The following is a 20,117-nucleotide window of genomic DNA, read 5'->3' as shown; positions in this document are numbered from 1 at the left end:
ATGGCGTTATGTCCTCACTCAGGGTGTCCGCGCCCTGGTACGACGTCGACCGGCGGTGAGAGTTCCTGGCTCACGGGGATGATTCCCCGATGACAGTGGCGGGACCGCGCCGGATTCGCACCGGCTTCCTCTTCTGCCGCCGTAATGGCTCGGGCAGTCCACCACGCCCGCGAACGCCCGTCAACTCGCTGCTGACCTGCGACGGGAGAGTGTGCCGAGGCACACAGAGAACCGCCCTCCGGCGGGGCCGGAGGGCGGTTCTGGGGTGTGCGATACCGCTCGTCGGCTACTTGCCGACGATCAGGTTGATGCCGTACGCGACGGCCGCCGCGCAGAGCGCGAAGCAGAGGTAGGCGGTGGTGCGGGCGACGGCGACGTTGCCCTTGCCGGCCGCGGCCGACTGCTGCTTGCTGAGGCCGACGATCCCGACGGTGAACAGGCCCACCAGGCCGACGGTGACGATGAGGCTGACACCGAAGACGGTGCCGAGAGCTGCCCAGTCGATGTGCATGACGATTCCTTTGGAGTGCGCGGCCGGGTCAGACGGTGGCCGGGCGGGCCGGGTCGGCGGGGGCCACCGGGGCCGGCGCCGGGATGGTGGCCGTCAGATCGGCGGCCACGGCGGCGACGGTGGGCGGCGGGGTGACGGCGGCGATCGCGGTGGTCACGACGCCCGCGGGCTCGGCCGGGGACTCGGCCGGGGGGACGGTGGCGGTGACGTCGTTGTGGTCGACCGGCTGGCGGCGCGACAGCTTCCAGATGAAGCCGGAGCCCGCGATCAGCAGGATCGCCACGAGGACGACGCCCCAGGTGCCCTGGCCGGTGAGGAACTCGGCGCCGGCGCCGACCAGACCCGCGGCGGGCAGGGTCAGGCCCCAGGCGATGAACATGCGGGTCGCGGTGGACCAGCGGACCACACCGCCCTTGCGGCCGAGGCCGGCGCCCATGACGGAGCCGGAGCAGACCTGGGTGGTGGAGAGGGAGAAGCCGAGGTGCGAGGAGGCCAGGATGACGGTCGCGGCACCGGACTGGGCGGCGAAGCCCTGCGGCGGCGCCAGCTCGGTCAGGCCCTTGCCCATGGTGCGGATGATGCGCCAGCCGCCGAGGTAGGTGCCCATGGCGATGGCCATGCCGGCCGAGACGATGACCCACATCGGGGGGTTGGCGCCCGGGTGCAGCACACCGCCGGTGACCAGGGCGAGCGTGATGATGCCCATGGTCTTCTGCGCGTCGTTGGTGCCGTGGGCGAGCGAGACGAGACCGGCGGAGGCGATCTGTCCGGCCCGGTAGCCCTTGGCGGTGGCCTTCTCGTCCGTGTTCCGGTTGATCCGGTACGTCAGACGCGTGGCCAGCATCGAGGCGACGCCCGCGACGATCGGGGCGGCGACGGCGGGGAGCAGCACCTTGGTGACGACGGTCGAGCCGTTCACCGAGGACCAGCCGGCCGACATCACGGCCGCGCCGATCAGACCGCCGAACAGGGCGTGGGAGGAGCTGGACGGCAGGCCGAGCAGCCAGGTCACCAGGTTCCAGAGGATGGCGCCGACGAGCGCCGCGAAGATCACCTCTGTTCTGATGCCCTTCTCGTTGATGATCCCGCCGGAGATCGTCTTGGCGACCTCCACCGACAGGAACGCGCCGACCAGGTTGAGCGCGGCGGACATGGCGACCGCGGCTTTGGGTTTCAGGGCGCCGGTCGAGATGGTCGTGGCCATCGCGTTGGCGGTGTCATGGAAACCGTTCGTGAAATCGAACACTAGAGCTGTCACGACCACAATGGCGAGCAGCAGCGTGATGTGTTCCATTTACCCAGGCAATCGTTCGACGTCAGTGGCTGGACGAACGTAAGTAACCTGGATGAACGGAAGGTGAACTGGGTCCGGCGTCGCGGTGTATCTGACCGGTTTCTGGTGCGGCCAGGCCCTGACAAACCCCGTGAATGGGCCATAGAGCCCATTGAAGAGATTCTGCTCACTCCGCCGCCCGCCGCGCGCAGCCTGCGAGGATCGCCCCATGGGAGAGCCGAACGACTCAGCGGCGGTCGCCGCGGCCTGGGCCGAGCTGACCGCCACCGCGCGCCGAACCGCCGAGGAAGGCCTGGTCGTGGGCACCTCGGGCAATGTCTCCGTACGCGTCGGGGACCTGGTCCTGGTCACCCCCACCGGGGTCCCCTACGACCGCCTCGGCCCCGACGACACCGTCGCCGTCGACCTCACCGGCCGCCAGGTGACCGGCACGCTGCGCCCCACCAGCGAGCTGCCCATGCACCTGGCCGTATACGGCGGCACCGACGCCCGGGCCGTCGTCCACACCCACGCCGTGCACGCCACGGCCGTCTCCACACTGGTCACCGAGCTCCCGCCGGTCCACTACATGACCGCCACGCTCGGCGGTCCGGTCCAGGTCGCGCCCTACGCGCTGTACGGAACCGAGGAACTGGCGCAGAACATGCTGCGCGCCCTCGCGGGCCGCACCGGCTGCCTCCTCCAAAACCACGGGACGATCACCTACGGAACCACCCTTTCCCAGGCATACGACCGCACCGCCCAGCTGGAGTGGATGTGCCGCCTCTGGCTCGCCGCCTCCTCCGTCCCCGGTCGCACCCCTTCCCTGCTCTCCGCCGCCGACCTCGACCGGGCCGCCGAACAGTTCCGGGGCTACGGGCAGCGCTGACGGCCCCCGCACTCGGGCGTGCCCCGGTAGGCCCCCGCCCACTGGCCGCGGCGCCACGCTCTGCCGACACTGGAACGGTGCGCCCGGCAACAGCGACGGCAGCGGCCGTCACCACACTCATCGGCGTCGGCGCGGCAGCGGTCGCCGCCGGACGGTACGCGAGCGACGCGGCCCTCAAGGCGCCGCCCGGCCGCCCGCTGCCCACCGACCCCGAGCTCACCGTGCACGCCACCGGGCCCGGGCGGATCGCCCTGACCCGCTGCCTGGCCTCGCTGCGGCCCGGGCTTTACGGGATCGAGGGCTCCGGCATCCGCGCGGTGGTCGGCGAGGTCGTCGACGTGCCGCACCCGGCGGACACCGTGGTGCGCCGCCTGGAGCTGGTCACCCGGGGCACCCCGCAGCCGGGGGACCGGGTCCGGCTCACCCCCCAGCTCCACCACGGGACCCCGAAAGAGGCCCTCGGGATCGACTACGAGGACGTGGAGATCCCCGCGGAGCTCGGGGTGCTGCCCGCCTGGCTGGTGCCGGGCGTGCGGAAGACCTGGGTGATCACCGTGCACGGCCTGGGCACCACCCGCGAGCACCCGCTCAACCTCATCGGGTTCCTGCACCACCGGCAGCTGCCGGTGCTCGACATCGCCTACCGGGGCGACGAGGGCGCCCCCCGCTCCCCGGACGGCCTCGGCCACCTCGGCGACTCGGAGTGGCGCGACCTGGACGCCGCCGTCCGGTACGCCGTGCGCTCCGGCGCCGAGCGCGTCATCCTGCACGGCTGGTCCACCGGCGCCACCATGGCGCTGCACGCCGCCGCGAGCTCCGGGATGCGCGAGCACATCCGAGGCGTCGTCCTCGACTCGCCGGTGCTCGACTGGGAGGGCACCCTGCGCGCCCTCGCCGTCGCCCACGGCGCCCCGAGCGCACTGCTTCCGCTCGCCGTCCGCGCCGCGCAGGGCCGCACCGGCCCGCACGGCGGCAATCTGCGCGAAGCCGCCGACCCGGCCGCCCTGAGCGTCCCGGCGCTGGTCTTCCACGGCCCCGACGACACCCTGGCCTCCTGGCACCTCACCCGTGAACTCTCGGCCCGCCGCCCCGATCTGGTGACCCTTCACACCGTCCAGCACGCCCCGCACGCCTCAATGTGGAACGCCGACCCCGCCCGCTACGAAGAGGCGCTGCGGCGCTTCCTGACGCCGCTGATGTGACACGCGGGGGCAAACGCACCCGAAGCGGCGCACGGGGGGCGCGCCGCACCGCCCCGACGATCAGGACGCCCATTCCGTTTCTGCAATCGGCCCGTCAACGGACCGCGCAGCCCCGGTGGACAGCCCCGGACCCGGCCGCGCCGGCCCGCGCGGCAGCCGGACTTCCCCCATTCCGTTTGGGCTTTCTGCCCGTCAGCGGGAAGACTGCATCCGTGACGTCCCGGAAGCCTGAAGAGAAGTTGCCGCGAGACTCCAGACTGCGGCTTGTCCGCGCACCGCACGCGAAGGATGCCCGACCGCTCGCCAGCGCCCGCCGGGCCGTGAGCGACCGCCGCTCCCGGGCGGGCTCCCGGCCGCCCGAGGGCACCCCGGCCGCCGCCGAACTGGCCCGCCAGGCCAGAGCGGTCCTCGCCGACGCCGTACGCGTCGCCCGCTGGGCCGACGCCGAGCGCGCCCGGGGCAGCGCGCCCCGCCCCGCCCCGACCGGCACCCTGTCGGGCGCCGCCGCCGAACTGGCCGCCGCCACCCTCGGGCTGACGCCCGCCCAGGTGCGGGCCGGCTGGGACCGGGCCCGGCTCGCCGGACTCGTCGAACTGCACGGCGGCACCGCGCGCCCCGGCTGGCGGCTGCGCGCCTGGGACCGCGACGACGCCGCCGTGCTGCGCGGCTGGGTCGCCCTCTTCGACGCCTGGTCGATCGTCCACCCCGCCCCGGCCGCCATCGCGCCCGCCGCCGTGGCCGAGGTCGTCGAAGCCGTCCCCCAGGTGCTCTCTCTCCTCCAGCTCTCGGCCGGCCCCGTCCTCGTACCGGCCCTGCTCGACCTGCTCGGCCAGCGCGTCGCCGAACTGCGCGACGAGCGCTGCGAAGTCCCGTACGGCACCGACGCGGACGGCACCGGCGGGGACCGCCCCGCCTCCCTCGCCTTCCTCTCCCTCCTCCTCGACTGGGTGCTCTCCGGGCTCGCCGCCGTCGGCGCGCTCACCCTCGGCGAGGGCTCGGCCACCCTCACCCCGCTCGGCAGCTGGGCGGTGTGGGTCAAGCTGGAGCAGATCTGCGTCGCCGCGCAGAGCCCGGCCGGCAACATCGAGCAGTCCGCCGAGGACATGCTGCGCGGCTGCGCCCGGCTCACCCCCGGCCCGGCCCGCGCCGAGTACCGCGCCTGGCTCGCCGCCCGGCCCGTCGGCAGCGCGGTGACCGAGCTGCTGGACGCGGCCCGGGGCGAGGACGCCCTGGTGCGCGGGCTCGCCTTCGAGGCGCTCCGGGTCGTCGGCGCGCCCGCCGAGCCCGAGGTGCGCGCCGCCACCGACGAGATCTTCCTGCGCCCCTACGCCCTGCTCTGGCTCGCCGAGCACGAGGGGACCGACCCCGAGGACGCCACCGCCGTCCTCACCCGCGAGGAGTCCACCTGGCTCTGGGTCGACACCGCCGCGGCCGTCGCCGACCACGGCGAGGTCGAGCTGATGGTCCGCCACCTCGACTCGGCCGTGCAGGGCACCGTGCCCGCCCTGCTCGACGAGGTCAGGGCCGTCGGCCACCCCCGCACCGTCCAGGTCCTGGTCGCCCTCGCCGCCGCCCACCCGGACCCGGCGCTCGCCAAGGCGGTGCGCCGCGCGGCCTTCCAGGTGCACACCGGCGGGGTGTAGCCGCTCTCAGCCGGCGCCGGGGGCGTACGTACCGAAGCTCCACACGTTGCCCTCGGCGTCGCGCGCCATGTAGTCCCGCGAGCCGTAGTCCTGGTCGGTGGGCTCCATCAGGATCTCCACGCCGTGCTCCACGGCCCGTTTGTGGTGCGCGTCCACGTCGTCCACCACCACGTAGACACCGACCGGGCCCGCGTCGCGCATGGCGTCGGCGAAGAGGCCGCCCCGGCCCTTGGAGCCGAGCATCACCATGCCGGTGCCGCTGGCCAGTTCGGCGTGCATCACCTGGCCGTCCGCGTCCTCGTACACACTCGTCTCGGTGAAGCCGAACGCGTCCTTCAGCAGGCCGATCGCCGCCTTCGCGTCCGCGTACAGAATCGTCGGATACACACTCATCACGCACACTCCCGTCGCTCTCGCCGTGCCTTCATGTGACCTGGATCTCAGTCTTGCACCCGGCACTGACAACGCCCCTCGGACCGGGGCCGGGTGCGCGGGGGAGCGGCGGGCTCAGCGCGCGAACGTGTTGCAGCGGCCCATGTCGCCGGTGGTGAAGCCGGTGTAGAACCACTGCTGGCGCTGCTGGGCCGAGCCGTGCGTCCAGGACTCGGGGGTGACCCGGCCCTGGAACTTCTCCTGGATCCGGTCGTCGCCCACGGCCGCCGCCGCGTCCAGGCCGTCCTTGATGTCCTGGTCGGTCAGCCGGGTCAGCAGCGGCCTGCCGGTCTTCGGGTCCGGGGTCGTCGTGGCGTGGTGCGCCCACACCCCCGCGTAGCAGTCGGCCTGCAGCTCGACCTTCACGGCGTTGCTGTTCGCGCCCTGCCGCCCGTCCTGCGACCGGGAGAGGGTGCCCATCAGGTTCTGGATGTGGTGCCCGTACTCGTGCGCCACCACGTAGGCCTGCGCGAACGGGCCGCCCGTGGAGCCGAACTTGGTGCGCAGCTCCTCGAAGAACCCGAGGTCCAGATAGACCTGCCGGTCGCCCGGGCAGTAGAACGGCCCGACCGCCGAGGTCGCCGTGCCGCAGGCGGTCTGGACCCGGCCGGTGAAGAAGACGGTCTGCGCGGGCGAGTAGCGGCCGCCCCGGCGCGGGAACTCCTGCGACCAGTAGTCCTGCACGCTGTTGACCACCGCGAGGATCCGGCAGTCCTCCTTGGTGTTGGCGTCGCGGCCCTTGCGGCAGCTCGCCTGCACCTGCCCCTGGGCCGACACCGAGGTCGCCGGGGTGGAGTCGCCGGAGGACAGCCCCAGCTGCTCGGGCCCGACCCCGAAGAGCAGGCCGAGCACCAGCGCGATCAGCCCGACGATCCCGCCGCCGATGGTGGCCCTGCCGCCGGGGACACGGCTGCCCCGCACGTCCTTGACCTCGGACGTGTCCAGATCGGCGTCGTCGTCGAACTGCATGGGCTCAGCACCCTCCGTCACCCGATATCACCCCGAGTATCGAACAGTTCAGTGCGTTGCGCCCCTTTTGACACGGTGGCCGATACGCTCGGCGCCTCATGGACCGGAACCGTCTCGCGCTGGCCGCCGTCGCCGCCGTACTGGCCCTTCCGCTGGTCACCGCCGCCCAGCACGCCCGGCCCGCCCCCTACGGCGACCGCCTCACCGTGCTGCCCGCCGCCCCGGCCCGGTCGGCGGTACGGGTGCGGGGCGCGGCCGTCGAGGCGTACGACCCCAGGAGCGGGGCGCGCAGCTGGACCTACCGCCGCGACGGGCGCCGTCCGCTCGCCGTGCGCACCGCGCCGGGGCACGCCTTCGCCCTGTGGAGCGACGGCATGGTCACCGACACCGCGCGCGTGCTCTCGGTCGACGCGGTCCGCTGGCACCGGGCCGTCCCCGGCCTCGCGGGCTGGCTCGCCGGGCGCCCCGGCCGGGCCGCGGACGTCCTCCAGCAGCTGGCTCCGGCCGGGATGCTCGCCGTCGTCACCCCCGAGCGCATCGCCGCGTACCGCACCGCCGACGGGGACCTGCGCTGGACGCTGCCCGCCCGGCGGGAGTGCGCCTTCGACCCGGGCCGTGTCGCGCGCGTGGCGGGCGTCCTGATCGTCGCCCAGCCGTGCCGCGACCGGGACGCGTGGACCCAGGAGCTGGTGGCGGTGGACACCCTCGGGCGGATCGCCCCCGGCCGCACCCCGCTGGGCAACGAGCTCCCCGCGCGCGTGGGCGCCGCCCGGGGCGTGTGACGCGGGGCCCGCCGGGCCCGGGGGCCACCTCTCCGTAAGAGATCACCGCACGTAAAAGCAGTTGCACACCCCCGCTAGAATTGGCCCATGGCAATTCTCCTTGTGCATTAGACGGCGTCGACGCTCCGCGACCTCCGTCCATCCCGCCGTCCATACCGCCCTGGAGTATTTCCGTGATCACCGCCACCGGCATCGAGCTGCGCGCCGGCGCCCGCATCCTCATCGAGAACGCGTCCTTCCGCGTCGCCAAGGGCGACCGCATCGGCCTCGTCGGCCGCAACGGCGCCGGCAAGACCACCCTCACCAAGTGCCTGGCCGGCGAGGGCATCCCGGCCGCCGGCACCATCACCCGCTCCGGCGAGGTCGGCTATCTGCCGCAGGACCCCCGGACCGGCGACCTCGACGTCCTCGCGCGCGACCGCGTGCTCTCCGCGCGTGGCCTCGACGAGGTGCTGCGCAAGATGCGCGAGAACGAGGAGCGCATGGCGAACGGCAAGGGCGCCACGCGCGAGAAGGCGATGAAGAAGTACGAGCGCCTGGAGACGGAGTTCCTCACCAGGGGCGGGTACGCCGCCGAGGCCGAGGCCGCCACCATCGCCGCCGCGCTCGGCCTGCCCGACCGGGTGCTCGGCCAGCCGCTGCACACCCTCTCCGGCGGTCAGCGCCGCCGCGTCGAGCTCGCCCGCATCCTCTTCTCGGACGCCGACACCCTGCTCCTCGACGAGCCGACCAACCACCTCGACGCCGACTCCATCGTCTGGCTGCGCGACTACCTGAAGTCGTACCGGGGCGGCTTCATCGTGATCTCCCACGACGTCGACCTGGTCGAGACGGTCGTCAACAAGGTGTTCTACCTGGACGCCAACCGCTCCCAGATCGACGTCTACAACATGGGCTGGAAGCTCTACCAGCAGCAGCGCGAGGCCGACGAGAAGCGCCGCAAGCGCGAGCGCCAGAACGCCGAGAAGAAGGCCGCGGCCCTCAACTCGCAGGCCGACAAGATGCGCGCCAAGGCGACCAAGACGGTGGCCGCGCAGAACATGGCCAAGCGTGCCGAGCGGCTGCTCTCCGGCCTGGAGGCGGTACGGGTCTCCGACAAGGTCGCCAAGCTGCGCTTCCCGGACCCGGCGCCCTGCGGCAAGACCCCGCTGACCGCCGAGGGCCTGTCCAAGTCGTACGGCTCCCTGGAGATCTTCACCGACGTCGACCTGGCCATCGACAAGGGATCCAGGGTCGTCATCCTCGGTCTGAACGGTGCCGGCAAGACGACCCTGCTGCGGCTGCTCGCGGGCGCCGAGAAGGCGGACACCGGCGAGGTCACCCCGGGCCACGGCCTCAAGCTCGGCTACTACGCCCAGGAGCACGAGACGCTCGACCCGGACCGCACGGTCCTGGAGAACATGCGCTCCTCGGCGCCCGACCTGGACCTGGTCGAGGTCCGCAAGACGCTGGGCTCGTTCCTGTTCTCCGGCGACGACGTGGACAAGCCGGCGGGCGTGCTCTCCGGCGGCGAGAAGACCCGGCTCGCCCTGGCCACGCTGGTGGTCTCGTCCGCCAACGTCCTGCTGCTCGACGAGCCGACCAACAACCTCGACCCGGCCAGCCGCGAGGAGATCCTGGGCGCGCTGCGCACGTACAAGGGCGCGGTCGTTCTAGTGACGCACGACGAGGGCGCGGTCGAGGCTCTACAGCCCGAGCGCATCATTCTCCTGCCCGACGGGGTCGAGGACCTGTGGGGTCCCGACTACGCGGATCTGGTCGCCCTCGCCTGATCCGGTGCGACTGATCCACTCCATATGGATCATTCGGCTTACGTGTGATCCTCAATCTGAGTGAGTGCGTCTCGTACCCCGGCGTGTCATGCACGGGATCAAGATCCGGTGGGTACGGGACGGACTGATTCCGGAGTGTGACCCCGAACACACCCCTGACCAGCGCATTCTTCTCGCGCCGACCTCCGGGGCGATTCCGTGGCCGTGCGGAATTTTTGATTCCGGCCCCGTCTCGCCCCGTCCTGCGCGGAAACCCGGTTGCACGGACCTTGCCGAATGGGTGGCCAGGAAGCCCGGGAGGGGTGATCATGAGAAGTCCAGAGCGCACTTCCCATGAGGAGGCACGGGTGGCCGAGACTCTGAAGAAGGGCAGCCGGGTTACCGGCGCCGCGCGCGACAAGCTCGCGGCAGACCTGAAGAAGAAGTACGACTCCGGTGCGAGCATCCGGGCGTTGGCCGAAGAGACCGGCCGCTCCTACGGATTCGTCCACCGGATGCTCAGCGAGTCCGGGGTGGTACTGCGCGGACGCGGCGGAGCGACACGCGGCAAGAAGACCGCCTCGGCCTGACCGGGGCCGGGCGGGTCCATGGGCCCGCCGGGTCGGGTTGCCACCCGGTCGGCCGGATCGTCGGCCGGGTGGTTACTGTGCAGTCACTTATTTTTGACCGCACCCGACCCGGAGGCGCCCCATGGCTTCGCCCGACCTGGTACTCGACAAGGACGGCGTCCGGCTCACCGTCGACGACGCAGTCGCCACGGTGACCCTGACCAATCCGGACAAGCGCAACGCCCAGTCTCCCGCTCTGTGGCGGGCGTTGGCGTCCGCCGGTCAGGAACTGCCCGGCACCGTCCGGGTCGTGGTGCTGCGGGGAGAGGGCAAGTCCTTCTCCGCCGGGCTCGACCGTCAGGCCTTCACTCCCGAGGGCTTCGACGGCGAGCCGTCGTTCATCGACCTCGCGCGCGGCTCCGACGAGGAGCTGGACGGGGTCATCGCCGAGTACCAGTCGGCGTTCACCTGGTGGCGCCGCAACGACATCGTGTCGATCGCGGCGGTCCAGGGGCACGCGATCGGTGCGGGCTTCCAGCTCGCGCTCGCCTGTGACCTGCGCGTCGTCGCGGACGACGTGCAGTTCGCCATGCGCGAGACCAGCCTGGGCCTGGTGCCGGACCTCACGGGCACCCACCCCCTGGTGAGCCTGGTGGGCTACGCCCGCGCCCTGGAGATCTGTGCGACCGGCCGCTTCGTCGGGGCGGAGGAGTCGGAGCGGATCGGGCTCGCGAACCTGGCGGTGCCGGGGGCCGAACTGGACGCCGCCGTACGTGACTTGGCTGCGGCCCTTCTTGCCGCCCCGCGGGATGCGGTGATCGAGACGAAGGCGTTGTTGCGGGGGGCGGCGGGGCGGTCGTACGAGGAGCAGCGGGTCGCGGAGCGCGCCGCTCAGGCGCGGCGTCTGCGCGACCTGGCGGGCTTGGCGGACTAATCTTTCCCCACCCCGCCCCTTCCCTTAACCCTCCGGGGGTGGGTGGGGGCGGAGGCGGCTCTCCCGGGGGCTCGCCCCCGGACCCCGTCGCGGGGCCTGCGGCCCCTGCACCCCGCGCTTCGTTTGTCTGCGGGCCGTCCCCAACTGGTCGCGCAGTTCCCCGCGCCCCTTAAATGCGCCCCTGCGGGGCGCCCACGGGATTGCCGCGGAGCGGCATCTTTTAGGGGCGCGGGGAACTGCGCCACCAGCCACAGACGGCCCGCAGACGAAGGCAGGGGGTTGGGGGCGAAGCCCCCAGCAGCCCGCCCCGACCCCACCCCCCCCCGGCCGCCCGCCAGAGGGCTTTCGGGAAGGGGTGGGGTGGGGAACAAATCACCCCACCCACGTCACCAGCACCGCCACCCCACCCCCCACCACCCCCCGAACCCCCCGCACCACCTCCACCGCCCGACACCCCGCCGCCACCCCCACCTCCACACACCCCGGCAGCACCCCACCCAGCTCCGAGGTCAGGAACGCCACGCCGGGGACGGCGAGCGGGGGACCGGGGCGTGCCCCAGGCGGCGGGGGAAGCGGGGGAGCAGGCGGTACGGGGGCGTCCAGCAGGGACGTCACGCGGATGTCGACGCGGGTCAGGCGCAAGCCCAGGCGCTCGGACGAAGCCGCCAGCATCGCCGCCCGCACCCCCTCCGTCCGGGGCGGAGCGGAACCCCACACCGCCACCTCCACCACCGCCCCCACCTCCCCCGGCGGCAGCCCACTCGGCGGCGGCGGAACCACCGGAACCCCCGCCGTCGCCGGATCCGCCAGCCCGAGCCGCAGGGACGTCACCGCGAGCCCCGGCACCGCCGCGCACGCCGCCCCCAGCACCGCCCCCGCCGCCCGCTCCGTCACCCATGCGCCGTCGTCCGCCTCCCCGAGCGGCAACAACCTGCCCAGGGCCAGCCGGCGCCGTACCTCCGTGCTCCACACGTCAGGCGTCATTGCTCCAGCCTGCCGCATCCCCGGCGCGGGACGGGGCAACCGCACTTAGTGTGGGCAGCTGAGGGGAAGGGGAAGCCGAAAGGGATGAACGCCATGAGCGACACCGCGGAACGCAGCCGCCCCGAACCGTCCGGCCCGGGCGGCAAGGACACCCCCGAGGGCGGCACCAGAAAGACCTCCACCGCCAGACGCGGCGGTGGCGACCCCGGCACGCGCGGCCGCACCACCATCGCCGACGGCGTGGTGGAGAAGATCGCGGGGCTCGCGGCCCGCGAGGTCGTCGGCGTCCACGCGATGGGCAGCGGCCTGTCCCGTACGTTCGGCGCGGTGCGCGACCGGGTACCAGGCGGCAGCAAGTCCGCCGTGGCGCGCGGGGTGAAGGCCGAGGTCGGCGAGGTCCAGACGGCCCTCGACCTGGAGATCGTCGTCGACTACGGCGTGTCGATCGCGGACGTGGCCCGTGCCGTACGGGAGAACGTGATCGCGGCCGTGGAGCGCATGACGGGACTCGAAGTGGTCGAGGTCAACATCGCGGTGAGCGACGTGAAACTTCCCGATGAGGAAGAGGAGGAGCCGGAGCCCCGGCTCCAGTGAGGCCCCCGGTGCGGCCCCGGCCCCCGACTGAGGAGCGACTGAGGAGCTCAGGATGAGCATGGCGGTGATCGGCATGGTGGCCGGCATGGCGCTCGGCTTCGCCGGATACTTCGGCGGCTTCGGGGCGTTCCTGCTGGTCGCGGCGCTCGGCGCGATCGGATTCGTGGTGGGCAGGTTCCTGGAGGGCGATCTCGAACCCGGTGACTTCTTCCGTCCCCGGGACCGCGGCGACCGGCGGCGGTGACGCGGAGTCATGACGGAGTCCTCATGACGGTGTCGGCGGCGGCGCCCGGGTCCGAGTCCGGGGCCGGGTCCGGCGAGGGCGGACGCGACCCCGTCGGGCCCGACTCCACCGCGCCCGGCCCCGCCGCCGCACCCCGCCGTATCCCGCCCGCCGAGCGCGGGGCGACCCGTATCGCCGACCGGGTCGTCGCGAAGATCGCGGCGCAGGCGGCGCGCGAGGTGGTGGGCGCGCCCCACGAGGGCGGTGCCGCGCCCCACGCGGCGGTCACGGTGCACCAGGACGTGGCCCGGGTGCGGGTCAGCCTGGAGCTCGACTACCCCTCCGATCTCGGGGCCCAGTGCGGCGCCGTGCGTCGGCGGGTCGCCGAGCGGTTAAGGGCGTTGGCGGGCATGGAGGTGCCCGAGGTGGCGGTGCAGATCGAGCGTCTGCACTCGGCCCACACCGGTACGGCGGACCGGGGGAGGATCACATGAACGGGCCCAGCGAGCCGGAAGAGTCCAGCGCCGGGAACGGCACCCGGCGCCTGCCCGTCGTCATGGAGAAGGGCGCCGCCCCGGACCCCGACGGCGGGCTCGACCAGTCGCGGTCATCCGCCGCCTACGACCCCGTGCCCGTCCTCGCCGAGGACGAGGGCGGCCGGGCCCACCGCTTCTGGTCGGTGCGGCGGGCGCCCGCCGTGCTGGTCGCCCTGGTCGTCCTGGCCGTGTCCGGGCCCTTGTTGTACGACATCGCGGCCGTACGGGCGGACCGCCCCGCGATGGCCTGGCGCCGCAGGCTCGCGGACTGGGCGGCCCGGCACGCCGTGGACGACGCGGTGGTGCTCACCGGCGCGGGCGTCGCGGTGGCCCTCGGGATCTGGCTGATCGTGCTCGCGGTGACGCCGGGGCTGCGGGACGTGCTGCCGATGCGGCGCGCCTCGGCCGCCGTGCGCGCCGGGCTCGACCGCTCGGCCGCCGCGCTGGTGCTGCGGGACCGGGCGATGGAGGTCCCGGGCGTGCAGTCGGTCCGGGTCAGGATGGGCCGCGCCAAGGTCGCCGTACGGGCCGTCTCGCACTTCCGCGAGCTCGACGACGTACGGGCCGATCTGGACGCCGCGCTGGGCGCGGGCATCAAGGAGCTCGGGCTCGCCGGACAGCCCGGGCTCTCCGTGCACGTGGGCCGTGCCGCCAGGAAGAGGTGACCCATGCTCAGGACGGTGAACCGGGTGCTGATCGGCCTCGTCGGCCTGGTCCTCGTGGCGGCGGGCGGCGCGGTCCTCGCGGCCGGGGCGGGCCTGTCGGTGCCGTCGTGGTGGCCCTGGGAGGACAGCGGCGACGCCCTGCTCGACCGGGCCCGCCGCGAGCGCTGGCACCACCACGGCTGGTGGTGGCCCACGGTCATCGCGGCGCTCGCCGTCCTCGTCCTGCTCACCCTGTGGTGGCTGCTCGCCCAGCTGCGCCGGGCGCGGCTGGCCGAGGTCCTGGTGGACTCGGGCGACGGCGAGGGCGCGCTGCTGCGCGGCCGCGCCATGGAGACGGTCCTGGCGGGCGAGGCGGAGGCGCTGCCGGGTGTGGCCCGCGCCCAGGTGACCCTGCACGGCCGCCGCACCACCCCGGCGGCCCGCGTCGCCCTCCTCCTGGAGCCGCACGCGGCCCCCGCCGAAGCCCTCTCCCGCCTCACCTCGGAGGCCCTGGCCCACGCCCGCGACTCGGCGGGCCTGGCCGCGCTGCCCGCCGAGGTCCGGCTGCGCGGGGTCAAGCACCGGGCTCAGCGGGTGAGCTGACACCCGGGGGAGACCCCACGCGATGACGTCGGCTCAGAAGCCGTGCCGCGCCCCGCCGTCCACCGGCAGCATCAGGCCCGTCAGATACGACGCCGCGGGCGAGAGCAGGAACGCGGCCGTACGGCCGAACTCCTCCGGGGTGCCGTAGCGGCGCAGCGGGATCTGGGCCTCGTTGGCCGTGCGCGCGGCCTCCGCGTCGCCGGAGAGGGCGTCCAGGTCGCGGACCCGGTCGGTGTCGATGCGGGACGGCAGCAGGCCGACCACCCGGATGCCGCGCGGGCCCAGCTCGTCCGCCAGGGACTTGGCGAAGCCCGCCAGGCCCGGGCGCAGGCCGTTGGAGACGGTCAGGCCGGGGATCGGCTCGTGGACCGAGCCCGACAGGACGAAGCCGATCACGCCGCCCTCGTCCAGCTCCTCCGCCGCCGTGCGCGCCATCCGTACCGCGCCCAGGAACACCGACTCGAAGGCCGAGCGCCACTGCTCGTCCGTGTTGTCGGCGACGAAGCCGGGCGGCGGGCCGCCCACGCTGATCAGCACGCCGTCGAAGCGGCCGAACCGCTCGCGGGCGGTGGCGATCAGCCGGGCGGCCGCGCCGGGGTCGCTGTTGTCGACGGCCACGCCCAGCGCGTTCGGGCCCAGCTCCCCGGCCGCGTTCGCGACCGCCTTCTCGTCGCGGCCGCTCAGTACCGCCTTCGCGCCGTCGGCCGTGAGCGCCCGCGCCGAGGCGAGGCCGAGGCCCCGGGAGGCACCGGTGACGACGTAGACGCGGTCCTTCAGTCCAAGATCCATGCGCCTATCCTGCCTCCAGCCCCATCGCCGTCGCCACCAGCCCGATGTGGCTGAACGCCTGCGGGAAGTTGCCGAGCTGCCGGCCGGCCACCGGGTCGTACTCCTCGGCGAGCAGCCCGACATCGTTGCGGAGCGCGAGGAGCCGGTCGAACAGCTCCCGCGCCTCCTTCTCGCGGCCGGTCAGCCGCAGCGCGTCGGCCAGCCAGAACGAGCAGACCAGGAACGTGCCCTCGTCGCCCGGCAGGCCGTCCACCGCGGCGCCCTCGGTGCTGTAGCGGCGCACGAAGCCGTCGTGGCCGAGCTCGGCGCGCACCGCGTCCACCGTCCCGACCACCCTCGGGTCGTCGCCCGGCAGGAACCCGACCCGGGGGATGAGCAGCGTGGCCGCGTCCAGCTCCGTGGACCCGTAGGCCTGGGTGAAGGTGTTCCGCTCGGCGTCGAACCCCTTCTCGCACACCTCCCGGTGCACCTCGTCCCGCATCCGCCGCCAGCGCTCGGCATCGCCGCGCCGCGCCGGATCGGACTCCAGGGCCCGCACCGCGCGGTCGGCGGCGACCCACGCCATCACCTTGGAGTGCACGAAGTGGCGGCGCTGCCCGCGCACCTCCCACAGCCCCTCGTCCGGCTCGCGCCAGCGGGCCTCCAGGAAGCCGAGCAGGCTCAGTTCGACGTTCCAGGTGTGCGGCTTGGCGGCCATGCCCGCGGTACGGGCCAGATGGAGGGAGTCGATGACCTCCCCGTACACATCGAGCTGGAGCTGTTTGACGGCGGCGTTGCCGATCCGGACCGGGGTGGAGCCCAAGTGGCCGCTCAGCCACGGCAGTTCGGTCTCCGGCAGGCGCCGCTCGCCGCCGAGGCCGTACATGATCTGGAGGTCGGCGGGGTCCCCCGCGACCGCGCGCAGCAGCCAGTCGCGCCAGGCCGCCGCCTCGTCGAGGTAGCCGGCCGAGACCAGCGCGCCCAGCGTCAGCGTCGAGTCGCGCAGCCAGCAGTAGCGGTAGTCCCAGTTGCGCACGCCCCCGACCTCCTCGGGCAGCGAGGTGGTGGGGGCGGCGACGATGCCACCGGTCGGCGCGTAGGTGAGGGCCTTGAGGGTGATGAGGGAGCGGACGACGGCGTCCCGGTGCGGGCCGGTGCAGCGGCACTTGCCGGCCCATTCGCGCCAGTCCGCCAGGCTCTGCTCCAGTGCCTCGAACGGATCGATTATCGACGGCCGGGGCTCGTGCGAGGGGTGCCAGGTCAGCACCATCGCGACCTTCTCGCCGGGGCCCACGGTGAACGACGAGCGGGTGCTCATCTGCTGGCCCCAGGTCTTCACCGCGGGTTCGGTGCGCAGCCAGACCGAGTCGGGTCCGGCGACCATGACCCGGTGGCCGTCGGCGCGGCGCACCCAGGGCACCACCCGGCCGTAGTCGAAGCGCAGCCGCAGCACGGAGCTCATCTCGACGCTGCCGCTGACGCCCTCCACGATCCGTACGACATCGGGGGCGGTGTCGCGCTGGGGCATGAAGTCGAGGACCCGCACCGTGCCGGTGCGGGTCTCCCAGACGGACTCCAGGACGAGCGAGTCGTCGAGGTAGGCGCGGCGCGTGCAGTCCCCGGCGCCCGCCGGGGCGATCCGCCAGTGGCCGTTGTCGTCGTCGCCGAGCAGCGCCGCGAAACAGGCCGCCGAGTCGAAGCGGGGCAGGCAGAGCCAGTCGATGGAACCGTCCCGGCCGACCAGGGCGGCGGTCTGGAGGTCGCCGATGAGGGCGTAGTCCTCGATGCGTTGGATACGTCGCGTCACGCTCTGGCGTGTTCCCGCCCGGCGGAATTGCCAATCAGAGCAGTACGTCAATAGGACCGGACGGTACGGGCCGGGGCGCGGCCACCCTCGTGCGGACCCGCTCAGGCCGTCGCCGGTGCGGGCTCCGCCGCCTCCGCCTTCGCCGCTGCCTCGGCCCGGTCCCGCTTCTCGCGGCGGACCAGGATCACCCAGCCGACCGGGACCCCGGCGGTGAACAGCCACCACTGCACGGCGTACGCCATGTGCGGGCCGATCGAGGAGTGGTCCGGGGCCGGGATCAGCTCGGGGGAGTCGGCCTCGGGCGCGGTCTGCTCGATGTAGCCGCCGAGCACCGGGCGGCCGAGCGCCTTCTGCTGCTGGGCGCTGCTGATCAGCATCACCTGGCGGGGCGGCAGGCCCTTGACGTCCTTGATGCCGCTGGCCGCGGTCGTCTGGTCGGCCATCAGCCGCCCGGTGACCGTGACCTCGCCCTTGGGCGGGGCCGGGATCTGCGGGAACTCGGTCTGGCTGCCGTTGTCCGGCACCCAGCCGCGGTTGATCAGCACGGTCGGCCCGGCGTCGAGGACGAACGGGGTGAGCACGTGGTACCCGACCCGCCCGTCGGCGGCGGTCCGGCGGCGCACCACGACCTCGTGGGCGGTGTCGAACGTGCCGGTGGCGGTGACCCGGCGCCAGTACTGGGCGTGCGGGACGGTGTGGCCGGGGGAGGTGAGCTCGGTCACCGGGACCGGCTTCGCCTTCAGGTTGTCCGCGATGACGGTGTTCTGCGCGACGCGGTGCTGGTGGCGGTGCAGCTGCCAGAAGCCCAGCTCGATCATCGTGGGGATGAGAACGAGGGCGAGGAGGGTGACGAGCACCCACTGCCGGGACAACAGGAAGCGATACACCCCACGACGGTACAACTGCGTCATGGGGTGCTTGGAAGGGGGTCGGGATACGAGGGGTCACACCTTGTCGACGATGCCCACCCGGCCCTCCGCTCGGGCGCAGTGCCCGCCGCAGTACCAGTGCCCCTCGACCTCGACCCCCTGGCCGATGATCTGGACCCGGCAGTGTTCGCAGATGGGCGCCATGCGGTGGATGGCGCACGAGAAGCAGTCGAAGACGTGCACCGCGCCCTGCGCGTGCACCTCGAAGGACATCCCGTAGTCGTTTCCGCAGACCTCGCAACGTGCCATGCGCCACAGGGTGGAGCGCACCGCGCCGCAACGGCGGGCGGCACGCCAGGCGGTCACCCGTCTGCCGCAGCCACGTCCCGCAGCAGCTGGGTGAAGGCCGCCTCGTCGACGACCGGGGTGCCGAACGACTTCGCCTTCACGGTCTTGGAGGTCGCCGAGTCCGGGTCGTTGGTCACCAGCAGGCTGGTCAGCCGGGAGACGCTGGTCGCCACGTGCAGTCCGGCCTCGGTCGCGCGGTCCTCCAGGAGCTCCCGGTCGATGGAGGTGTCACCGGAGAACGCCACCCGCATGCCCTGCTTGAGTGGTTTGTCCGCTTCGTAACGACCGGGGTTGGGGTACGGGCACGCCGGGCGCTTGCGCGCGGGCCGCCAGCTGGAGCTGCGACCGTACGACCCGGTGGCCTGGTAGCCGATGCGCGGGGTGGCCGGGCCGTCCGACCACTCGGTGAGCGGGCGGCACTCCAGGAGCGGCAGCCGCGCCCCGACCCGCGCCGCCTCGTGCAGGCTCGGGCGGAACGCCTCGGCCAGCACGCGCGCGTCGTCGAGGGCGTGGTGCGCGCGCTGCTGCACCACGCCGAAGTGCGCGGCGAGCGACTCCAGCTTGTGGTTGGGCAGCGGCAGGTCGAGCTCCTTGGAGAGCGCGATGGTGCACAGCCGCTGGCGCACCGGCGCGGTGCGCTTCGCCCGTGCGTACTCCCTGGCGATCATCTGCCAGTCGAAGATCGCGTTGTGCGCGACCAGGACCCGGCCGTCGAGCCGCTCGGCGAACTCCCCGGCGATGTCCGGGAAGAGCGGCGCGTCGGCCAGGACGTCGGTGGTCAGGCCGTGGATCCACACCGGGCCGGGGTCGCGCTCCGGGTTCACCAGCGTGTACCAGTGGTCCTCGACGTTGCCCTGGGCGTCCAGGCGGTAGACGGCAGCCGACACTATCCGGTCGTCGCGGGCGAGGCCGGTGGTCTCCACGTCGACGACCGCGTACCCCTGTGGGTAGGCGGTCGGCCACGTCGCTGCTGCTGTCGTACGGTCGTCGAGCATGGTCACAGAGAATACGGGGCCGCACTGACAACGCGGGCGGCGCCCGTCAACCCGGCTGTGCGAGCAGCCCGTCGACCAGGGCCCGCACCGACGCCGCGAACAGTCGCTCCGGGTCCGGCGGCCGGGCCAGCGCACGGGCGAGCACCGGGTCGTCCTCGGCGGGCGCGGTGTGCCAGAGCTCGTCCTCGCCGGGGCGCTGCGCCGGAGCCCGCTCGCGGTAGCGCTCGACCAGGACGTGGCCGACGACCTGGAACTGGACCGCCCGGACCACCCGCGCGGCGGCGGTCCCGCGCAGCCCGGCCCGGTGGACCTCGTGGACCAGGGCCTGCTGGGCGGGCAGGAACATCCGCTCGGTCAAGCCGCGTTCGTGGACCATCGCGATCAGGTGCGGGCGCTCGCGCAGCTCCCGGTGCAGCGCGGTGGCGACCGAGACGATCCGGGCGGCCGGGGTGCGCCCGCGCGGTCTGATCTCGCCCAGCTCCCGCACGGTCCGCTCGACGAGCGCGTCGAGCAGCGACTCGCGGTTGCCGACGTGCCAGTAGATCGAGGTGACCGCCGTGCCGAGCTCGGCGGCGAGCTTGCGCATGGTCAGGGCCGCCGGCCCGTGCTGTCTGACCAGGGCCCCGGCGGCCGCCAGGACCTCCTCGCGGCTCAGAGACGTACGCGTCATGGCCCGCCCCTTCCCAACTCTCGTTGCCGCACGGCTCTTTACCCTTCATCGGGCTCGGTGTAACTGTGTTACAGACCCGGGGGACGGCACTGCGAGGCACAACCCAGGAAGGGTGGTACGC

General features: G+C 73.3%; 23 protein-coding genes and 1 riboswitch. Of the genes, 12 read left to right on the top strand and 11 right to left on the bottom strand.

Features of this window, described 5'->3' with window-relative positions; translation table 11 throughout:
- Nucleotides 1-39: 39 nt before the first annotated feature.
- Nucleotides 40-178: riboswitch (cobalamin riboswitch) on the bottom strand.
- 108 nt (nucleotides 179-286) lie between these two features.
- Entirely contained in the window at nucleotides 287-511 is a 225-nt protein-coding gene (locus IE252_RS35775) for a hypothetical protein (RefSeq protein WP_190093641.1), read from the bottom strand.
- 28 nt (nucleotides 512-539) lie between these two features.
- Complete coding sequence (locus tag IE252_RS35770; protein ID WP_190093640.1) at nucleotides 540-1,805, bottom strand: inorganic phosphate transporter; 1,266 nt, start codon at nucleotides 1,803-1,805, stop codon at nucleotides 540-542.
- 208 nt (nucleotides 1,806-2,013) lie between these two features.
- Between IE252_RS35770 and IE252_RS35765 the strand changes: the two genes are divergently transcribed.
- The 3 genes from IE252_RS35765 (at nucleotide 2,014) to IE252_RS35755 (ending at nucleotide 5,518) form a co-directional block, all read left to right on the top strand.
- Complete coding sequence (locus IE252_RS35765; protein WP_190093639.1) at nucleotides 2,014-2,673, top strand: class II aldolase/adducin family protein; 660 nt, start codon at nucleotides 2,014-2,016, stop codon at nucleotides 2,671-2,673.
- Between the two features lie 77 nt (nucleotides 2,674-2,750).
- Nucleotides 2,751-3,875 (top strand): alpha/beta hydrolase, encoded by a 1,125-nt coding sequence (locus tag IE252_RS35760; RefSeq protein WP_190093638.1) that lies wholly within the window; start codon nucleotides 2,751-2,753, stop codon nucleotides 3,873-3,875.
- Between the two features lie 320 nt (nucleotides 3,876-4,195).
- The gene (locus tag IE252_RS35755) at nucleotides 4,196-5,518 is read left to right on the top strand and encodes a hypothetical protein (protein ID WP_190093637.1); all 1,323 of its coding nucleotides are present in this window, start codon (nucleotides 4,196-4,198) and stop codon (nucleotides 5,516-5,518) included.
- A gap of 6 nt (nucleotides 5,519-5,524) precedes the next feature.
- Here IE252_RS35755 and IE252_RS35750 read toward each other — a convergent pair whose 3' ends face one another.
- Nucleotides 5,525-5,911 carry a VOC family protein gene (locus tag IE252_RS35750; protein ID WP_190093636.1) on the bottom strand — a complete coding sequence of 129 codons (387 nt, stop codon included), beginning with the start codon at nucleotides 5,909-5,911 and terminating at the stop codon, nucleotides 5,525-5,527.
- 114 nt (nucleotides 5,912-6,025) lie between these two features.
- Complete coding sequence (ypfJ, locus tag IE252_RS35745) at nucleotides 6,026-6,919, bottom strand: KPN_02809 family neutral zinc metallopeptidase (protein WP_190093635.1); 894 nt, start codon at nucleotides 6,917-6,919, stop codon at nucleotides 6,026-6,028.
- Nucleotides 6,920-7,017: 98 nt separating this feature from the next.
- On the opposite strand from ypfJ, the gene IE252_RS35740 reads away from it, so the two are divergent.
- The 4 genes from IE252_RS35740 to IE252_RS35725 all read left to right on the top strand — a co-directional run bounded on the left by IE252_RS35740 (nucleotide 7,018) and on the right by IE252_RS35725 (nucleotide 10,955).
- Nucleotides 7,018-7,701, top strand: a complete 684-nt coding sequence (locus IE252_RS35740; protein WP_190093634.1) for a hypothetical protein — start codon at nucleotides 7,018-7,020, stop codon at nucleotides 7,699-7,701.
- Nucleotides 7,702-7,874: 173 nt separating this feature from the next.
- Nucleotides 7,875-9,473, top strand: a complete 1,599-nt coding sequence (locus IE252_RS35735) for an ABC-F family ATP-binding cassette domain-containing protein (RefSeq protein ID WP_101387699.1) — start codon at nucleotides 7,875-7,877, stop codon at nucleotides 9,471-9,473.
- 347 nt (nucleotides 9,474-9,820) lie between these two features.
- A complete protein-coding gene (locus tag IE252_RS35730; protein WP_067157635.1) occupies nucleotides 9,821-10,042 on the top strand; it encodes a helix-turn-helix domain-containing protein in 222 nt (73 codons plus the stop codon).
- A 121-nt stretch (nucleotides 10,043-10,163) separates the two neighbouring features.
- Nucleotides 10,164-10,955, top strand: a complete 792-nt coding sequence (locus IE252_RS35725) for an enoyl-CoA hydratase/isomerase family protein (protein ID WP_190093633.1) — start codon at nucleotides 10,164-10,166, stop codon at nucleotides 10,953-10,955.
- Between the two features lie 372 nt (nucleotides 10,956-11,327).
- On the opposite strand, the gene IE252_RS35720 is transcribed toward IE252_RS35725, so the two are convergent.
- A complete protein-coding gene (locus IE252_RS35720; protein WP_190093632.1) occupies nucleotides 11,328-11,939 on the bottom strand; it encodes a nucleopolyhedrovirus P10 family protein in 612 nt (203 codons plus the stop codon).
- Nucleotides 11,940-12,032: 93 nt separating this feature from the next.
- On the opposite strand from IE252_RS35720, the gene IE252_RS35715 reads away from it, so the two are divergent.
- The 5 genes from IE252_RS35715 to amaP are packed head-to-tail and all read left to right on the top strand — an operon-like array spanning nucleotide 12,033 to nucleotide 14,539.
- Nucleotides 12,033-12,533, top strand: coding sequence for an Asp23/Gls24 family envelope stress response protein (locus tag IE252_RS35715; protein WP_190093631.1), 501 nt, complete (start codon nucleotides 12,033-12,035; stop codon nucleotides 12,531-12,533).
- A gap of 52 nt (nucleotides 12,534-12,585) precedes the next feature.
- Nucleotides 12,586-12,777, top strand: a complete 192-nt coding sequence (locus IE252_RS35710) for a hypothetical protein (RefSeq protein WP_190093630.1) — start codon at nucleotides 12,586-12,588, stop codon at nucleotides 12,775-12,777.
- A 23-nt stretch (nucleotides 12,778-12,800) separates the two neighbouring features.
- Nucleotides 12,801-13,250 (top strand): Asp23/Gls24 family envelope stress response protein, encoded by a 450-nt coding sequence (locus IE252_RS35705; RefSeq protein ID WP_190093629.1) that lies wholly within the window; start codon nucleotides 12,801-12,803, stop codon nucleotides 13,248-13,250.
- Entirely contained in the window at nucleotides 13,247-13,957 is a 711-nt protein-coding gene (locus tag IE252_RS35700) for a DUF6286 domain-containing protein (protein WP_190093628.1), read from the top strand. Before IE252_RS35705 ends, IE252_RS35700 begins: the two co-directional genes overlap by 4 nt.
- 3 nt (nucleotides 13,958-13,960) lie before the next feature.
- On the top strand, nucleotides 13,961-14,539 hold the full coding sequence (amaP, locus tag IE252_RS35695; protein WP_190093627.1) for an alkaline shock response membrane anchor protein AmaP: 579 nt from the start codon (nucleotides 13,961-13,963) through the stop codon (nucleotides 14,537-14,539).
- 33 nt (nucleotides 14,540-14,572) lie between these two features.
- Here amaP and IE252_RS35690 read toward each other — a convergent pair whose 3' ends face one another.
- From IE252_RS35690 to IE252_RS35665, 6 genes are all read right to left on the bottom strand, one after another.
- Nucleotides 14,573-15,328, bottom strand: coding sequence for an SDR family oxidoreductase (locus IE252_RS35690; protein WP_190093626.1), 756 nt, complete (start codon nucleotides 15,326-15,328; stop codon nucleotides 14,573-14,575).
- Nucleotides 15,329-15,332: 4 nt separating this feature from the next.
- Nucleotides 15,333-17,114 (bottom strand): glycoside hydrolase family 15 protein, encoded by a 1,782-nt coding sequence (locus tag IE252_RS35685; protein ID WP_229849001.1) that lies wholly within the window; start codon nucleotides 17,112-17,114, stop codon nucleotides 15,333-15,335.
- A gap of 101 nt (nucleotides 17,115-17,215) precedes the next feature.
- Nucleotides 17,216-18,001 (bottom strand): SURF1 family cytochrome oxidase biogenesis protein, encoded by a 786-nt coding sequence (locus tag IE252_RS35680; RefSeq protein WP_190093625.1) that lies wholly within the window; start codon nucleotides 17,999-18,001, stop codon nucleotides 17,216-17,218.
- A gap of 57 nt (nucleotides 18,002-18,058) precedes the next feature.
- Nucleotides 18,059-18,292 (bottom strand): metallothionein, encoded by a 234-nt coding sequence (locus tag IE252_RS35675; RefSeq protein ID WP_152894276.1) that lies wholly within the window; start codon nucleotides 18,290-18,292, stop codon nucleotides 18,059-18,061.
- A 53-nt stretch (nucleotides 18,293-18,345) separates the two neighbouring features.
- Nucleotides 18,346-19,332, bottom strand: a complete 987-nt coding sequence (locus tag IE252_RS35670; RefSeq protein WP_190093624.1) for a DEDDh family exonuclease — start codon at nucleotides 19,330-19,332, stop codon at nucleotides 18,346-18,348.
- A 40-nt stretch (nucleotides 19,333-19,372) separates the two neighbouring features.
- On the bottom strand, nucleotides 19,373-19,996 hold the full coding sequence (locus IE252_RS35665) for a TetR/AcrR family transcriptional regulator (RefSeq protein WP_190093623.1): 624 nt from the start codon (nucleotides 19,994-19,996) through the stop codon (nucleotides 19,373-19,375).
- Nucleotides 19,997-20,117: the final 121 nt, after the last annotated feature.

The sequence above is a fragment of the Streptomyces melanogenes genome (assembly GCF_014649795.1).
GTDB lineage: Bacteria > Actinomycetota > Actinomycetes > Streptomycetales > Streptomycetaceae > Streptomyces > Streptomyces noboritoensis.
This window is presented reverse-complemented; position numbering and strand designations above follow the sequence as displayed.

Bases quoted from the DNA above. Each gene is read 5' to 3' on its own strand.
- IE252_RS35710 (WP_190093630.1), top strand. From the start codon at position 12,586: ATGAGCATGGCGGTGATCGGCATGGTGGCCGGCATGGCGCTCGGCTTC.
- IE252_RS35725 (WP_190093633.1), top strand. From the start codon at position 10,164: ATGGCTTCGCCCGACCTGGTACTCGACAAGGACGGCGTCCGGCTCACC.
- IE252_RS35665 (WP_190093623.1), bottom strand. From the start codon at position 19,996: ATGACGCGTACGTCTCTGAGCCGCGAGGAGGTCCTGGCGGCCGCCGGG.
- IE252_RS35720 (WP_190093632.1), bottom strand. From the start codon at position 11,939: ATGACGCCTGACGTGTGGAGCACGGAGGTACGGCGCCGGCTGGCCCTG.
- ypfJ (WP_190093635.1), bottom strand. From the start codon at position 6,919: ATGCAGTTCGACGACGACGCCGATCTGGACACGTCCGAGGTCAAGGAC.
- IE252_RS35740 (WP_190093634.1), top strand. From the start codon at position 7,018: ATGGACCGGAACCGTCTCGCGCTGGCCGCCGTCGCCGCCGTACTGGCC.
- IE252_RS35675 (WP_152894276.1), bottom strand. From the start codon at position 18,292: ATGGCACGTTGCGAGGTCTGCGGAAACGACTACGGGATGTCCTTCGAG.
- IE252_RS35690 (WP_190093626.1), bottom strand. From the start codon at position 15,328: ATGGATCTTGGACTGAAGGACCGCGTCTACGTCGTCACCGGTGCCTCC.
- IE252_RS35700 (WP_190093628.1), top strand. From the start codon at position 13,247: ATGAACGGGCCCAGCGAGCCGGAAGAGTCCAGCGCCGGGAACGGCACC.
- IE252_RS35715 (WP_190093631.1), top strand. From the start codon at position 12,033: ATGAGCGACACCGCGGAACGCAGCCGCCCCGAACCGTCCGGCCCGGGC.
- IE252_RS35750 (WP_190093636.1), bottom strand. From the start codon at position 5,911: ATGAGTGTGTATCCGACGATTCTGTACGCGGACGCGAAGGCGGCGATC.
- IE252_RS35770 (WP_190093640.1), bottom strand. From the start codon at position 1,805: ATGGAACACATCACGCTGCTGCTCGCCATTGTGGTCGTGACAGCTCTA.
- IE252_RS35765 (WP_190093639.1), top strand. From the start codon at position 2,014: ATGGGAGAGCCGAACGACTCAGCGGCGGTCGCCGCGGCCTGGGCCGAG.
- amaP (WP_190093627.1), top strand. From the start codon at position 13,961: ATGCTCAGGACGGTGAACCGGGTGCTGATCGGCCTCGTCGGCCTGGTC.
- IE252_RS35775 (WP_190093641.1), bottom strand. From the start codon at position 511: ATGCACATCGACTGGGCAGCTCTCGGCACCGTCTTCGGTGTCAGCCTC.
- IE252_RS35705 (WP_190093629.1), top strand. From the start codon at position 12,801: ATGACGGTGTCGGCGGCGGCGCCCGGGTCCGAGTCCGGGGCCGGGTCC.